General features: G+C 37.7%; 17 protein-coding genes and 3 other annotated features (1 of these 20 running past the window's edge). Of the genes, 15 read left to right on the plus strand and 2 right to left on the minus strand.

The features are described from left to right. Nucleotides 1-228 precede the first annotated feature (228 nt). The 12 genes from AC1VNJ_RS00710 (at nucleotide 229) to AC1VNJ_RS00765 (ending at nucleotide 10792) form a co-directional block, all read left to right on the plus strand. Nucleotides 229-1260 carry a glyceraldehyde-3-phosphate dehydrogenase gene (locus AC1VNJ_RS00710; RefSeq protein ID WP_482640242.1) on the plus strand — a complete coding sequence of 344 codons (1032 nt, stop codon included), beginning with the start codon at nucleotides 229-231 and terminating at the stop codon, nucleotides 1258-1260. Between the two features lie 424 nt (nucleotides 1261-1684). Beyond that, complete coding sequence (speD, locus tag AC1VNJ_RS00715) at nucleotides 1685-2065, plus strand: adenosylmethionine decarboxylase (protein WP_013059434.1); 381 nt, start codon at nucleotides 1685-1687, stop codon at nucleotides 2063-2065. 93 nt (nucleotides 2066-2158) lie between these two features. Continuing rightward, a complete protein-coding gene (locus AC1VNJ_RS00720; RefSeq protein ID WP_028411774.1) occupies nucleotides 2159-2545 on the plus strand; it encodes a hypothetical protein in 387 nt (128 codons plus the stop codon). 243 nt (nucleotides 2546-2788) lie between these two features. Then, the gene (gene nrdR / locus AC1VNJ_RS00725) at nucleotides 2789-3250 is read left to right on the plus strand and encodes a transcriptional regulator NrdR (protein ID WP_013059432.1); all 462 of its coding nucleotides are present in this window, start codon (nucleotides 2789-2791) and stop codon (nucleotides 3248-3250) included. Between the two features lie 72 nt (nucleotides 3251-3322). Next, nucleotides 3323-4750, plus strand: coding sequence for a replication initiation and membrane attachment family protein (locus AC1VNJ_RS00730; RefSeq protein ID WP_033579625.1), 1428 nt, complete (start codon nucleotides 3323-3325; stop codon nucleotides 4748-4750). A 32-nt stretch (nucleotides 4751-4782) separates the two neighbouring features. After that, a complete protein-coding gene (gene dnaI, locus AC1VNJ_RS00735; RefSeq protein ID WP_013059430.1) occupies nucleotides 4783-5715 on the plus strand; it encodes a primosomal protein DnaI in 933 nt (310 codons plus the stop codon). Between the two features lie 96 nt (nucleotides 5716-5811). Continuing rightward, complete coding sequence (gene ytxC / locus AC1VNJ_RS00740) at nucleotides 5812-6672, plus strand: sporulation protein YtxC (protein WP_028411772.1); 861 nt, start codon at nucleotides 5812-5814, stop codon at nucleotides 6670-6672. Nucleotides 6673-6732: 60 nt separating this feature from the next. Then, nucleotides 6733-6981: a binding site (T-box leader), on the plus strand. Between the two features lie 43 nt (nucleotides 6982-7024). Continuing rightward, nucleotides 7025-8983 carry a threonine--tRNA ligase gene (gene thrS, locus AC1VNJ_RS00745; protein ID WP_217915987.1) on the plus strand — a complete coding sequence of 653 codons (1959 nt, stop codon included), beginning with the start codon at nucleotides 7025-7027 and terminating at the stop codon, nucleotides 8981-8983. A 171-nt stretch (nucleotides 8984-9154) separates the two neighbouring features. Then, nucleotides 9155-9277 (plus strand) — a sequence feature (ribosomal protein L20 leader region). A gap of 69 nt (nucleotides 9278-9346) precedes the next feature. Further along, on the plus strand, nucleotides 9347-9850 hold the full coding sequence (gene infC / locus AC1VNJ_RS00750; protein ID WP_013059427.1) for a translation initiation factor IF-3: 504 nt from the start codon (nucleotides 9347-9349) through the stop codon (nucleotides 9848-9850). A 21-nt stretch (nucleotides 9851-9871) separates the two neighbouring features. Continuing rightward, complete coding sequence (gene rpmI, locus AC1VNJ_RS00755; RefSeq protein ID WP_013059426.1) at nucleotides 9872-10072, plus strand: 50S ribosomal protein L35; 201 nt, start codon at nucleotides 9872-9874, stop codon at nucleotides 10070-10072. Nucleotides 10073-10111: 39 nt separating this feature from the next. Continuing rightward, on the plus strand, nucleotides 10112-10471 hold the full coding sequence (gene rplT, locus AC1VNJ_RS00760; RefSeq protein ID WP_013059425.1) for a 50S ribosomal protein L20: 360 nt from the start codon (nucleotides 10112-10114) through the stop codon (nucleotides 10469-10471). A gap of 60 nt (nucleotides 10472-10531) precedes the next feature. Beyond that, nucleotides 10532-10792, plus strand: a complete 261-nt coding sequence (locus AC1VNJ_RS00765) for a DUF1294 domain-containing protein (protein ID WP_028411770.1) — start codon at nucleotides 10532-10534, stop codon at nucleotides 10790-10792. An 18-nt stretch (nucleotides 10793-10810) separates the two neighbouring features. Here the strand turns inward: AC1VNJ_RS00765 and AC1VNJ_RS00770 are convergent, their stop codons facing one another. Beyond that, complete coding sequence (locus AC1VNJ_RS00770) at nucleotides 10811-11188, minus strand: hypothetical protein (RefSeq protein ID WP_028411769.1); 378 nt, start codon at nucleotides 11186-11188, stop codon at nucleotides 10811-10813. 132 nt (nucleotides 11189-11320) lie between these two features. Between AC1VNJ_RS00770 and AC1VNJ_RS00775 the strand changes: the two genes are divergently transcribed. Together AC1VNJ_RS00775 and AC1VNJ_RS00780 are read left to right on the plus strand one after the other, a co-directional pair. Beyond that, nucleotides 11321-11809 (plus strand): dUTP diphosphatase, encoded by a 489-nt coding sequence (locus AC1VNJ_RS00775; protein WP_033579626.1) that lies wholly within the window; start codon nucleotides 11321-11323, stop codon nucleotides 11807-11809. 77 nt (nucleotides 11810-11886) lie between these two features. Beyond that, nucleotides 11887-12972 carry a M42 family metallopeptidase gene (locus AC1VNJ_RS00780; protein WP_482640243.1) on the plus strand — a complete coding sequence of 362 codons (1086 nt, stop codon included), beginning with the start codon at nucleotides 11887-11889 and terminating at the stop codon, nucleotides 12970-12972. A 56-nt stretch (nucleotides 12973-13028) separates the two neighbouring features. On the opposite strand, the gene sspI is transcribed toward AC1VNJ_RS00780, so the two are convergent. Beyond that, the gene (sspI, locus tag AC1VNJ_RS00785; RefSeq protein ID WP_013059420.1) at nucleotides 13029-13235 is read right to left on the minus strand and encodes a small acid-soluble spore protein SspI; all 207 of its coding nucleotides are present in this window, start codon (nucleotides 13233-13235) and stop codon (nucleotides 13029-13031) included. A 140-nt stretch (nucleotides 13236-13375) separates the two neighbouring features. Between sspI and AC1VNJ_RS00790 the strand changes: the two genes are divergently transcribed. Further along, nucleotides 13376-14140 (plus strand): TrmH family RNA methyltransferase, encoded by a 765-nt coding sequence (locus AC1VNJ_RS00790; protein WP_176343388.1) that lies wholly within the window; start codon nucleotides 13376-13378, stop codon nucleotides 14138-14140. Between the two features lie 48 nt (nucleotides 14141-14188). Continuing rightward, nucleotides 14189-14373, plus strand: a binding site (T-box leader) (it continues 51 nt past the right edge of the window).

Below are 14373 nucleotides of genomic sequence, written 5' to 3' on the forward strand. Positions count from 1 at the left end.
TTGATTCTTGAGGTAGAATCAAGCTCGTTCGGATTTTTTTATTGAGAATATTTACGAGCTTCTAAAAAAGAATGTGTTAAATATCTGTTCTCGCTATATACATATAGTAAAACTTAATTAAAATAATTTATTAAAAAAAATTAATATTATTCACTTTTTAAATATTTATGTTATACTATTCAATATAAAAAGTTAAATAGTATAACACATATAGAGAGGGGTATAGCCATGAAAGCACGTATTGCCATTAATGGTTTTGGGAGAATAGGAAGAATGGTTTTTCGCACAGCGATTATAGAGGAGAATTTAGATATTATTGCTATAAATGCATCTTATCCAGCAGAAACATTAGTACATTTAATCAAATATGACTCTATACACGGACCATTTAATGGAGATGTTAAATGTGATGATGATGCGCTAATTGTTAACGGTAAAAGAATCCAGCTATTAAATTCACGCGATCCGCTGAATTTGCCTTGGAAAGAGCTTGGGATTGATTTAGTTGTTGAAGCAACAGGGAAATTTAATTCAAGAGAAAAAGCGCAGTTACATATTGAAGCAGGTGCTAAAAAAGTTGTCTTAACGGCACCGGGTAAACAAGAAGATATTACTATTGTGATGGGCGTAAACGAACGAGAGTTTGATGTGAATCAGCATAACATTATCTCTAATGCCTCTTGTACGACAAATTGTCTAGCTCCAGTTGTCAAGGTGTTAGACGAAGCGTTCACAATTGAAAACGGTTTAATGACGACCGTTCACGCATATACAAATGATCAAAAGAATATTGATAACCCGCATAAAGACTTGCGAAGAGCCCGTGCGTGTGCTCAATCAATTATTCCTACAACAACTGGAGCAGCCAAGGCGCTTTCATTAGTTCTTCCTCATTTAAAAGGAAAGCTTCATGGAATGGCACTGCGCGTTCCTACGCCGAACGTATCGCTTGTCGATTTAGTTGTGGATGTAAGGAAACCTGTGACGATGGAAGATGTTAATCTAGCGTTCATTAAAGCTGCTGAAGGACCATTAAAGAATATTTTAAATTTAACAATGGAACCACTCGTATCAATTGACTTTAATACAAATCCTCATTCAGCGATTGTAGATGGACTATCGACTATCGTAATGGAAGATCATAAAATTAAAGTGTTAGCTTGGTACGATAACGAGTGGGGCTACTCTCAGCGCGTAGTCGATTTGGTAAGATATATTGCTGCAGAAATGCGTAATGGATCAAAGATAAGAGTAAGCTAAGAAAGCTATAGATTGCTTTTTTAAAAAAACAGGGAGCTATCGCCCTGTTTTTTTGTTTTTATTCAAAAGAATAGGGAAAAGCAATAAGATAATCATGCAAAGGAGTGTTTCTTTTCGTCAATTTTAATAAAAAAATGAATAGTCGTTTAGCAGCTTTTACACACTGTCTCACGAGAATACAGGGGTAATTTATATAGGTCTATCTGCGGGAACAATCTTTAATAAAATCAAAACACGTATTGCAAAATAAATGTAAACAAAGTATACTATGTTTCGTGAACTTCTTGTGTACCTTTCGGTGATGTGGCTACTTAAAGGGTTAGGACCTCTTTGGACTAACTTTCCCCCGTGGTAGTTAACATGCTATATGGCGAAAGAACTTCATGTTTAACGATTAAAAATTGTTAAAGGGGGAAATATCATTATGGAAACAATGGGTCGTCATGTCATCTCAGAATTATGGGGATGCGATTTCGATAAGTTAAATGATATTGATTATATTGAAAAAACGTTTGTTGATGCAGCTTTAAAATCTGGTGCGGAAGTTCGCGAAGTAGCGTTCCATAAATTTGCACCTCAAGGTGTAAGTGGCGTTGTTATTATTTCAGAATCACATTTAACGATTCACAGCTTCCCAGAGCATGGTTATGCAAGTATCGATGTTTATACTTGTGGTCATTTAGATCCTACAATCGCAGCAGATTATATTGCAGATGCTCTAAGTGCACAGACACGTGAAACAATTGAATTACCACGTGGAATGGGTCCTGTTCAGGTAAAACAAACTAAAGCGAATGCACTTTAATAGTGTCGATTGATTACGTAAGTTAAGAGGTGTATTACACACCTCTTTTTAGTATATAAATTTTTAATATGCAAAAACAAAGGGGATAACAACATGGGGGTAGTACAAGTAGTTAAATCTTTATTTTCTAATCATGTAGAAACAAGCGATCGTCATTCAGATCCGACTCTAAAAACGCATTATTACAAAACAACGGCTGGGAATGCATTTAAGCAAGTTCATGAAATGTTGAAGCATATGCAAGGGATAGAGATACTTGCTGCGTATGAAGAGCGAGGAGAAATTAGCTTAAACGTTGTAAAAGGAAGAAAAGCTTTTGTTGTGATTACCATTATTAGCGTACGTCCTCTTGAAACCGCTATCGATTTTTCTGCTACAACAGAGTCAAAAGTGGTGCCAGTTGATTTTGGTTTTAGCAAAGAACTTGTACGTACGCTTTATAAAAGCTTTGATCAAAAACTTATTCCTCTTTCTTCGTAAATTCCTTATCATTTTTGAATTTCAGGAAATAAAATGGGGAAATTCCTTTTCCTTTACTTGTATTCAAGCCTTGTTTTCTATAAGATGGAATAAAGTAAATCCTTTAATATAGCATCGTGTTTGATAAAGGAAATGATGATGACAATCATAATAAATGGCGAATAGCCGGCTAACATAGATGAAAATTAACTTATATGAGAGAAAATAAAAAGAAAAACAAGGTTTATTATTGGAGCTGAGAATATGAAGTGCCCATCCTGTCATTACAATGGAACGAGAGTGCTGGACTCGCGCCCTGTAGAAGAAGGCCGCTCTATTCGTAGAAGACGTGAATGCGAAGAGTGTCACTATCGTTTTACAACTTTTGAGAAAGTAGAAGAACTTCCGTTAATTGTTGTAAAAAAAGATGGAGCGAGAGAAGAGTTCAGCAAAGACAAAATCCTTCGAGGGTTAATTAAGGCGTGTGAAAAACGCCAAGTAAGCTTAAAACAACTGGAAGATACCGTACACGATATTGAAACAGAGCTGCGCAGTCAGGGTACATCAGAGGTGCAGTCAGATGTGGTAGGAGAAATGGTGATGGAGCGATTAGCTGCTATCGATGAAGTCTCTTATGTTCGATTTGCTTCGGTATACCGACAATTTAAAGACATCAATGTATTTATTGATGAATTAAAAGATTTAATTAAGAAGGAACGACTGTAAAAGAGCTATTGAAGTATTCTTTAGGCTCTTTTTTTGTCATTTCTATTACTTTAAAAGTAGGTAGGGAACGACATGAAAGAACAACATTGGAAAGAAATGATACCGGTCGATCGTTATGTTGTTCGTTCGAGCGGCATACTGCAGGAATACGACCGAAAGATTTTAACAATGCTCTATCAGCCGTTGGTGGGTACGACGTGTTTTGGTTTGTATATGACGCTATGGAGCGAGCTGGAACAAGATCGTTTATGGGGAAAAGAGTCTACGCATCATCACCTAATGTCAATGATGCAAATTAATTTGAAAGCTATTTACCATGAGCGGTTAAAATTAGAAGGTATTGGTTTGTTAAAAACATATATTAAGGAAGAAGATGATGTTCGTGTGTTCATTTATGAGCTCATTCCTCCTCTTACGCCCCATCAGTTCTTTAACGATGGCGTGTTAAATGTATATTTATATAACCGACTAGGAAAATCCATCTTTCAAAAAATAAAAAATTATTTTTCGGATTCACTCGTGGATGATCAATCGTTCAAAGATGTGACGCATTCATTTAACGATGTATTTAAATCAGTTAAAGCAACGGAGCTGGCTCCAAGTTTTCAGTCTGAAAGCAAGGATGTATTTTCTCCTGATGCTCAAACGGACTTTATAGATTCTTCAAACCGTGCTTCTATTGAGATGAGCCCGGATTCCTTTGATTTTGATTTATTTTTAGCAGGCCTAACAGATTCAATGATTTCGAAAAGGTCCATTACATCTAAAGTAAAACAAGCGATTGAAAAGTTAGCTTTTTTATATGGCATTGATCCTCTTCAAATGAAAAATGTAGTGCTCGATTCGCTAAATGAGAATGATCAAGTTGATATTGAATTGCTTAGAAAAGCAGCACAGTCCTTTTACCAATTTGAAAATGGAGAAGCACTTCCCAATCTAAGCGAACAAATTCAGCCTCCTATGCTTCGTACCATGCAGGAAAAGCAGCCTCAGACTAAGGAAGAGCAGCTCATTCAACAGCTAGAAGTCACCTCTCCTCGACAGCTATTGATCGAGTTTTCAGGGGGGGCAGAGCCATCAAAAGCAGATTTGCAAATGATTGAAGAAGTGATGTTTAATCAAAAGCTTTCACCAGGGGTAGTAAATGTTCTGATTTACTATGTTATGCTAAGGTCCGATATGAAATTATCTAAGAGCTATGTAGAGAAAATTGCTGGACACTGGGCACGCAAAAAGGTACAAACTGTTCAAGATGCCATGAATTTAGCTAAAAATGAACAGAAAGAATATCAGAACTGGACCGAGGCAAAGCAAAATAAAAAAACGGCCGGACGAAAAATTGTGCGTAAAGAAATGGTGCCAGAGTGGTTGAGTGATGAAGAAAAAGAAGAGAAAAAGCAGCCTTCAAAAGAAGTGGATGGATTTGAAGAAGAAAAACGAAAGCTACAAGAAGAGCTCAAGCAGTTAGATCAAGAGCTAAAACAAAAGCATAAAGAATAAAAAGCAGGTATGATAGAGATGAGGTGAAAAAGATGAAGCCTATCAATGATTCACTAAATCAGTTAGTGAACAAAAAGGATTTTAAAGCACGTTTAGAAGCATTAAGAAACAGTATTCTGTCTAATCCCGAAGTTAAAACGTTTCTGCAAGAGCATCGCCATGAGTTAGATGAGCAAATGGTCGACCGAGGCTTGATGAAGATGCATGAATTTATCGATCAGAGCAAATGCTGTGACAAATGCCCTTCTCTGCAAAGCTGTGTCAATATGGTGAAGGGGTATCACCCTCAGCTGGTTGTAAAAGGCCGTAATATTGATTTACAGTATGAACGCTGTCCTAGAAAAGTACAAGAAGATGAGCGAAAAGAACAAGAATCTTTTATTCAGTGTATGTACGTGCCCAAAGAAATTTTACAGGCAACGATGTCTGATATTGAAATTGAGCAGGGAAGATTTGAAGCCATTAAATTAGTAAGAGATTTTGTGCGAGAATATGAGCCAAATAAGAAAATGAAAGCTTTATATTTACACGGTTCGTTTGGTGTGGGGAAGACGTATTTTCTTGGAGCAATTGCCAATGCGTTAGCCGAAAAGAAAGTGAAATCTACGATTCTGTATGTCCCGGAGTTTTTGCGTGAGTTAAAAGGTTCGTTTCAAGATCAAAGCTTCAATGAGAAAATAGAGTATGTCAAAAAAGTACCGGTTCTTATGCTTGATGATCTCGGAGCAGAATCTGTAACGAGCTGGATGCGAGACGATGTGCTCGGAACCATTTTACAATTCCGCATGCTCGAAAATTTGCCGACATTTTTCAGCTCGAATTTAAATTTTAAAGAGCTTCAACATCATTTGACTTATACCCAACGAGGCGAGCAGGAAGAGCTCAAAGCCGCTCGTGTCATGGAACGAATTAAGTCTCTAGCCATTCCCGTTGAAATGAATGGAGAGAATAAACGAAATAGATGAGCAGGTCGTTTTACATTTCTTGTAACGACTTGCTCATTTTTTTGCATGTTGCCCCATATACATTAATAAAGCGTGTCCAAAGGGGGGCTATGAGGAATGAAAATATTCTTTAAATATGTAGAAGACGCAGTCATTGTATATGAGTCTTTATGCGCGAAGCGAAGCGCTTTATCATATGGTTCACAGTGCTTGAAGTTGGTGAATAATCAGCTTTTAGTTATTGATGAGACATACAATCGAGAGGCCATTTTACAAGACATGGTGATACCGGTATTAACGCACGTGATTTTAAAAAAGAAAGAAAAAAAGATGATGGTAAACATATTAAAAGAACAATTTTTCTATTCAGAAGAGGAAGAACAAGATTTGCTGCTTCAAATTATGGGGGGGATTATGGAAGGAGAGAGAGGCGAAATTCCGCAAAAAACATTTTCCCTTCCAAGAGAATTACTTATCCGCCAGGCTCTTCAAGACTTCTTCATTCATAATGTAACATTCACCTTTGAGTCTTTTCTCCAATTCCGTTTAAAAGAATATCAAGAGCGGCTGCGCTATTATGCTGAGCTGGCGATTGATGAATATAAGCTTGAACAAGACTATCAAATTCTTATTCATCAGCTGCGTCAAGCAGCTAATGAAAGACAGTCATCTACAGGCGATGTGTATGTAATGCATTTGAATAAAAACAAATTTGTATTGTACGACCAAAGCAGTAGATATGTTCCGGAGCGTGAATGTGCAGCCCTAGCAGAGGCCTTTCTATCTGAACAAGAATCAGTATACATAGACTCAACTATCATCGCGCCTTTGCTGAGTTTATCTCCAGCTGCTATTCATCTGTATAGCGACCAGCATGATCATGATTTTGTTTATACCATTCAAAATATTTTTCAAGAAAAAGTGATGTTATACGAAAAAAATGAATTTCCGTTTGATCAAAAGCAAAATATAACGTGAAAGGTTGATTTCTATTTTGAAAATGAATATAATAAATGCATATTGAAAAACAGCTATATGTCACAAGTTATGATGAGGACATGAGTGTATATTTACGGTTTATAGAGAGGGAGATCTAGGCTGAAAATCTCCTAACACGGAATATATTCTTACCACCTCTAAACTTCAGTAGTAAACGAGCAGCGTCTCTAGTAATTACTGACGGAATTTCCGTTATAAAACCTCGAGCCGCTTCGGGTTATTTGGGTTATCCAAGATACGAAGAGGAAACAAGGGTGGTACCGCGTGTATACACAACTCGTCCCTTTTTATAAGGGACGAGTTTTTTGTTTTTACAAAAAGTTTATTAGTTATGTTAAAGGAGTGGAAAGTTGTGTCAGAAGTAATCAAAATGACATTTCCTGATGGAGCTGTTAAAGAGTATCCAAAAGGATCATCAACAGAAGATATTGCGGCTTCTATTAGCCCGGGATTAAAGAAAAAAGCATTAGCAGGTAAAGTAAACGGCGAGCTGCTGGATTTACGTACGCCAATCGAACAAGATGGCAGTCTTGAAATCATTACGCAAGATGCTCCTGAAGCGCTTGAAATTATGCGCCATAGTACAGCGCATTTAATGGCTCAAGCAATCAAACGTTTATACAAAGATGTAAAAGTACAGCTAGGTGTAGGACCGGTTATCGAAAATGGGTTTTACTATGACATCGATATGGAAGAATCAATTACTCCTGAAGATTTAGGTAGAATTGAAAAAGAAATGAAAAAAATCGTTAATTCAAATATTGAAATTGAACGAAAAGAAGTTTCTCGTGAAGAAGCCATTCAACTTTTTAAAGAAGTTGGCGATGAACTAAAGCTTGAATTGATCGATGCGATTCCAGCAGGTGAAAAGGTGACGATTTACCAACAAGGCGAATTCTTTGATCTTTGCCGAGGTGTGCACGTGCCGTCAACAGGCAAAATTAAAGAGTTTAAACTATTAAGCGTAGCAGGTGCTTATTGGCGCGGAGACAGCGACAATCAAATGCTGCAGCGTATTTACGGTACAGCATTCTTTACAAAAGCAGATTTAGACGAGCATCTTCGTCTTCTTGAAGAAGCAAAAGAACGTGACCACCGTAAACTTGGTAAAGAGTTAAACTTATTTACAAATTCTCAAAAAGTAGGACAAGGTCTGCCTTTATGGCTTCCAAAAGGTGCGACGATCCGCCGTATTATTGAACGTTATATCGTAGATAAAGAAGTAAGCCTTGGTTATCAGCACGTTTACACGCCGGTGCTTGGAAGTGTAGAACTTTACAAAACGTCTGGTCACTGGGAGCACTATCAAGATGACATGTTCCCTGCAATGGAAATGGATAACGAAGACCTGGTTCTTCGTCCAATGAACTGTCCTCATCACATGATGGTGTACAAACAAGGTATTCATAGCTATCGTGAGCTTCCAATCCGTATTGCTGAACTTGGAACAATGCACCGCTACGAAATGTCAGGAGCATTATCAGGACTTCAGCGCGTTCGAGGCATGACGTTAAATGATGCACATATCTTTGTACGTCCGGATCAAATCAAAGAAGAATTTATTCGTGTGGTTCGCTTAGTTGAAGCGGTTTATAAAGATTTTGGATTTGAAAATTATTCATTCCGTCTATCTTATCGTGATCCTGAAGATACAGAAAAATACTTCGATGATGATGCAATGTGGGAAAAAGCACAAAGCATGTTAAAAGATGCAATGGATGAGCTTGACCTTGATTATTATGAAGCTGAAGGCGAAGCGGCATTCTACGGTCCAAAACTAGATGTTCAAGTTAAAACAGCTCTTGGTAAAGAAGAGACGCTATCTACGGTTCAATTGGATTTCTTACTTCCTGAACGCTTTGATTTAACGTATGTAGGGGAAGACGGAAAACAGCATCGACCTGTTGTTATTCACCGCGGCGTGGTGTCAACAATGGAACGTTTTGTAGCTTTCTTAATCGAAGAATACAAAGGAGCTTTCCCAACGTGGTTAGCACCTGTACAAGTTCAAGTGATTCCGGTATCACCTACGGTTCACCTTGAGTATGCAAAAGAAGTGCAAGAACAGCTTCAGCTTGCGGGTATTCGCGTGGAACTTGATTCTCGCGATGAGAAAATTGGCTATAAAATCCGTGAGGCTCAAATGCAAAAAATTCCTTACATGCTTGTTGTAGGGGATAAAGAAGTAGAAGATAAAGCAGTAAACGTACGTAAATATGGTGAGCAGAATTCAGAAACAGTGGATTTCCAAGCCTTTTTACAAAATGTAAAAGCAGAAGCATCTCGTTAATGAAAAAAGCAGAGAATTGAAATTCTCTGCTTTTTTATCTAACATTTATAAAAAACTGTTGCATAAATGGTTTTCCTTTGATACAATAACTTTTGTTGTGAAAAAAGAACGAAATCATTGACTTTTGTCTTTGTTGATACTATAATAGCTTAAGTAATTGAATACTTGTTTATACAGAAGAAGAAGCACCCGCTTCTCACCTGAGTGACGCATAAAGCAGTTAGCAGGTACATCGTATCTTAATTAAAACGATAGAAGTGTGGGTGCAGTATGTACTCACACTTTTTTGTGTGAGTTAATAATCGGTCTAAGCAAGCGTATTCGCTCATTAAACCTTGGAGGTGGCTACTTATTAGCAAGGACATGATGGTAAACGAGGGCATTCGAGCTCGCGAAGTTCGTCTAATTGATCAAAATGGTGAACAATTAGGAATTAAATCAAAAAATGAAGCATTAGAAATTGCTTCACGAGTAAATCTTGACTTAGTAATGGTTGCTGCAAATGCGAAACCGCCGGTATGTCGTATTATGGACTACGGTAAATTCCGCTATGAGCAACAACGTAAAGAAAGAGAAGCTCGTAAAAACCAAAAAGTTGTAAACTTAAAAGAAGTTCGTTTAAGTCCAACAATTGATGAACATGATTTTAACACTAAACTTCGTAACGCACGCAAGTTCCTTGAAAAAGGTGACAAAGTGAAAGCGTCTATTCGCTTTAAAGGTCGTGCCATTACTCATAAAGGGATTGGCCAAAAAGTACTTGAACGTTTTTCACAAGCTTGCGAAGATGTAAGTTCAGTTGAATCGGCTCCTAAAATGGAAGGCCGCAGCATGTTCTTAGTCTTGGCACCTAAAAACGAAAAGTAATAGAACGAGGAGGAACACCCCATGCCAAAAATGAAAACACATCGTGGCGCTGCAAAGCGTTTCAAAAAGACTGGAAGCGGTAAATTAAAACGTGCTCGTGCTTACACAAGCCATTTATTCGCTAACAAATCTACAAAACAAAAGCGTAAATTACGTAAAGGTTCTTTAGTAAGCAAAGGTGACTTCAAACGTATCCGTCACTTATTAGATAACATTAAGTAATTTGGGTTGAGATAGAAACAATACAGGAGGTAAACAATTATGCCACGCGTAAAAGGCGGTACAGTAACACGCAAACGTCGTAAAAAAGTTTTAAAATTAGCTAAAGGTTTCTTCGGTTCGAAGCATAGATTATATAAAGTTGCTAATCAGCAAGTTATGAAATCTCACATGTATGCTTATCGTGACCGTCGTCAGAAAAAACGTGACTTCCGTAAATTATGGATCACACGTATTAATGCAGCTGCTCGTATGAACGGTCTTTCTTACAGCCGTTTAATGCACGGTTTAAAATTAGCAGGTATTGAAGTTAACCGCAAAATGCTTGCTGACTTAGCTGTAGCTGATGAAAAAGCATTTGCTGAATTAGCAACTGCTGCTAAAAAAGGCTTAGATAAGTAATGAATATAAAGTCTCGTCATCTTTAGATGATGAGGCTTTTTTGCTATCGGAGGACATATCATGAATGAACTGCTGCTTACCTATTTTATTGTTATTAATATAATAGGGATAGGAATGATGTATAGAGATAAACAAAAAGCGAAAAGACATGAGTGGAGAATTGCCGAAAGCACACTGTGGACGGTAGCTGCTATCGGAGGAGCCATTGGAGGACTGATTGGTATGTATTGCTATCGTCATAAAACGAAGCACACATCGTTTACAGTAGGTTTTCCTATTCTTGCCGCTCTTGATTTACTTTTCTTTTTTGTTATCAGCTGAGCACAAATGATTTTGTGCTCAGTGTAAAAATTCTCGAACGGGGCTTTTCCAGCGAATAGGAGCATTTGGATACATGTTGTGTACGTGATTTTCCAGCAGCTTGAAATCTTGTTTTTGCAGTTCATGCAATCGAGATGGATCTGTTAACACCATTGTAATCGACAAAGACTCTGGTTCATTGGGATTGCTGTATTTTTCTCCTTCAAATAAAATACCTTTATACGTTAGTAGAAAATTTTTGCGGATATTCGTTTTTTCGTCAACGACAAAAAATTGCTGATGTTCCTGAGCTGCTACAAGCTTCCGCTTTGGACTGCGAAAATGCTGAACTAGCTTTAATAGTGTGTAAGCAACAAGCGCGAAAATGAACACGCGAACGATAACAATAACAAACATAACGCTCCCTCCTTTACAAGGCACAGTTTTCTTACTTTACGTTTCAGTCTCTAAAAAGTTTCACGATTTTTGATATAATTTCTTTATTGGTTTAAAAAGAAGAAGATATACATAATTACAGGAGTGATTACATTGAATTTACAACAGCTATTTACCATGCAGCGCCAGCTGGATCAGCATATAGAGGACAAGCATCAGCTTCATAAGGAAGACTTGGTTCCAAGAAAACTTTTAGCTCTGCTTGTTGAAATGGGAGAGCTGGCAAACGAAACGCGCTGCTTCAAATTTTGGAGCGTTAAACCTCCGGCTGAAGATGCTGTTATTTTAGAAGAATTTGTGGACGGCGTACATTTCATTCTTTCTTTAGGTATTGAAAAAGGATACGATGATTTAACTGAGCTGCCAAAAGTAAAAGCAGCTGATTCAAAAACAACACAATTTTTACAGGTATTTGCACAAGTTTCTGCTTTCGAGCAGGACCTGTCAAAAGAAAACTATGTGAACATGTTTGCATCTTACATGAAGCTTGGCGATATGTTTGGTTTTTCTGCTGAACATATTGAAGAGGCGTACATGTCAAAAAATGAAGTGAATTTTAAACGCCAAGAACAAGGATACTAGAAATAAAGGGATGGGAAATTTTACTTCAACCTCTTTTTAGCTATAATAGAGGTATACATATGAAAGGGGTAATCCATATGACAAAGTTAGATGAAACATTGACGATGCTTAAAGCACTAACAGATGCAAAAGGAATTCCTGGAAATGAGCGTGAACCGCGTGAGGTTATGAAGAAATATATTGCACCTTATGCAGATGAAGTAACGACGGATGGGCTAGGCAGTTTGATTGCAAAAAAAGTAGGCAACGAACAAGGGCCTAAAATTATGGTAGCCGGTCACTTGGATGAAGTTGGTTTTATGGTGACTCAAATTGATGAACGCGGCTTTATTCGTTTTCAAACGGTAGGCGGATGGTGGTCTCAAGTTATGCTTGCTCAACGCGTAACCATCGTGACATCTAAAGGAGAGGTAACGGGGATTATTGGCTCAAAGCCACCTCATATCTTGCCTCCAGAAGTTCGCAAAAAGCCAGTTGACATTAAAGATATGTTCATCGATATTGGTGCGTCTAGCAGAGAAGAAGTAGGGGAGTGGGGAGTAAAACCTGGTGATCAGGTTGTACCTTATTTCGAATTTACGGTTATGAACAATGAAAAGATGCTGCTAGCGAAAGCCTGGGATAACCGTATTGGTTGTGCAATCGCTATCGATGTATTAAAAGCTTTAAAAAATGAAAAACATGAAAATGTTGTGTATGGTGTAGGAACGGTGCAAGAAGAAGTTGGACTCCGAGGTGCAAAAACATCTGCTAACTTTATTGAACCGGATATTGCATTTGCTGTTGATGTCGGTATCGCTGGAGATACACCTGGTGTTTCTGATAAAGAAGCCTCTTCTAAAATGGGGCAGGGTCCGCAAATCATTTTATATGATGCTTCCATGGTCTCTCATAAAGGACTTCGAGATACAGTGGTAGATGTGGCAGATGAATTAAATATTCCGTATCAATTTGATGCAATTGCTGGAGGCGGTACGGACTCGGGTTCTATCCATATTTCAGCTAACGGGGTGCCAGCACTTTCGATTACAATTGCAACTCGTTATATCCATTCTCATGCAGCAATGCTTCATCGTGATGATTATGAAAACGCAGTTAAATTAATTGCGGAAGTCATTAAGCGCTTAGACCGAGATACGGTTAACGCCATTACGTATAATTGAAAAAAGCTCATTCTCCTAGGAGAATGAGCTTTTTGTTGTACATAGGAAAAGGTTATTTATTTTAAACCGTTTTCAAGCGTTGTCAGAATTTCTTCTTTTTCTGATTCCGGAGACTTTTCCCAAAGCACTTCAAATAAAACACCAAGTCCAGGGAGCATTTTTTCTTCACCGCTTTGAATAGCGTCAGAAATTGTAGCCTCAAGCTCTTCTTTTGAGTTTCCTGAAACGTTTGCAATAACAGCATTTCGTAAATTAAGATCCATCATTTTCACCTCAGCTATCGTAAAGTTACCAATAGTTTTTGTTTTCTTTGCGATTTCTATGTACAATAAAGTGAAACTTATCTAATGATTATTGAACAAAATGTAATCGAACTATTTATTTTTGTATAGATAAAGGAGTTATGTTTGTGAAACAAATTGATTCAGTTAAAAATCCGCAGGTAAAAGCGTGGAAAAAACTGCATAATAAAAAAGACCGTGATAAGCAGGGCCTTTTTATGGTAGAAGGCTTTCATTTAGTCGAAGAGGCTATCAAAAATAAGGATTGCGTAAAGGAACTAATTATACGCGAATCGACCGAAGTGCCCGCACAGTGGGATATAGACGGTATCGAAATAATCGTTGTAAACGAAGCAATTAGTAAGTTATTATCTGACACAGAAACACCTCAAGGAATTATTGCCGTGTGTTTTCAAACAAAGCATGCGGAAATTATTCATACAGCACAGAAAGTATTGCTTTTAGATGCCGTGCAAGATCCAGGTAACCTAGGTACCATTATCCGAACCGCTGATGCTGCGGGAGTGGAGGCTATTATCATTGGAGAGGGCAGCGTGGATGTGTACAACCCAAAAGTCGTTCGTTCAACGCAAGGAGCTATTTTTCACCTTCCAATTGTAAAAGGCGATTTACTCGAAATAATTTCATTGTTAAAAGAAAGAGGAATAGCAGTTTACGGCACGTCGTTACAAAATGGAAAGGTCTACACACACGTAAAACCTTCAAACGAATTTGCGCTGATTGTGGGAAATGAAGGAAATGGCGTAAGCGAGAAAGTGTTGGAACAAACGGATCAGAATCTGTACATTCCCATCTATGGAAAGAGCGAGTCGTTAAATGTTGCCATCGCTTCTGGAATCTTACTTTATTATTTACGCGGAATGTAGTTGCATCGAGAACGTGTTTTCACTATAATAATACAATAGTTACATATGTAAAAAACGATGAAAGAGAGCAGTAGCTTATGTCCGTTTATGCAGGGAGAAAATGCCATGACTGAAAGCATTTTTATAAATGTAATAAGTGAATTCACCTCTTGAGTTGACACTTAGACCATCTTACATAGATGTAAAGGTGTTCCGGAGATTCCGTTAACTTGAATGAAGTGAACTGTATACGT

Source organism: Priestia sp. 3CA3 (assembly GCF_056836725.1).

Coding starts and splice junctions, on each gene's coding strand:
- AC1VNJ_RS00710 (WP_482640242.1), top strand. CDS start 229: ATGAAAGCACGTATTGCCATTAATGGTTTTGGGAGAATAGGAAGAATG.
- speD (WP_013059434.1), top strand. CDS start 1,685: ATGGAAACAATGGGTCGTCATGTCATCTCAGAATTATGGGGATGCGAT.
- AC1VNJ_RS00720 (WP_028411774.1), top strand. CDS start 2,159: ATGGGGGTAGTACAAGTAGTTAAATCTTTATTTTCTAATCATGTAGAA.
- nrdR (WP_013059432.1), top strand. CDS start 2,789: ATGAAGTGCCCATCCTGTCATTACAATGGAACGAGAGTGCTGGACTCG.
- AC1VNJ_RS00730 (WP_033579625.1), top strand. CDS start 3,323: ATGAAAGAACAACATTGGAAAGAAATGATACCGGTCGATCGTTATGTT.
- dnaI (WP_013059430.1), top strand. CDS start 4,783: ATGAAGCCTATCAATGATTCACTAAATCAGTTAGTGAACAAAAAGGAT.
- ytxC (WP_028411772.1), top strand. CDS start 5,812: ATGAAAATATTCTTTAAATATGTAGAAGACGCAGTCATTGTATATGAG.
- thrS (WP_217915987.1), top strand. CDS start 7,025: ATGTTAAAGGAGTGGAAAGTTGTGTCAGAAGTAATCAAAATGACATTT.
- infC (WP_013059427.1), top strand. CDS start 9,347: ATGATGGTAAACGAGGGCATTCGAGCTCGCGAAGTTCGTCTAATTGAT.
- rpmI (WP_013059426.1), top strand. CDS start 9,872: ATGCCAAAAATGAAAACACATCGTGGCGCTGCAAAGCGTTTCAAAAAG.
- rplT (WP_013059425.1), top strand. CDS start 10,112: ATGCCACGCGTAAAAGGCGGTACAGTAACACGCAAACGTCGTAAAAAA.
- AC1VNJ_RS00765 (WP_028411770.1), top strand. CDS start 10,532: ATGAATGAACTGCTGCTTACCTATTTTATTGTTATTAATATAATAGGG.
- AC1VNJ_RS00770 (WP_028411769.1), bottom strand. CDS start 11,188: ATGTTTGTTATTGTTATCGTTCGCGTGTTCATTTTCGCGCTTGTTGCT.
- AC1VNJ_RS00780 (WP_482640243.1), top strand. CDS start 11,887: ATGACAAAGTTAGATGAAACATTGACGATGCTTAAAGCACTAACAGAT.
- sspI (WP_013059420.1), bottom strand. CDS start 13,235: ATGGATCTTAATTTACGAAATGCTGTTATTGCAAACGTTTCAGGAAAC.
- AC1VNJ_RS00790 (WP_176343388.1), top strand. CDS start 13,376: ATGTTTGTGAAACAAATTGATTCAGTTAAAAATCCGCAGGTAAAAGCG.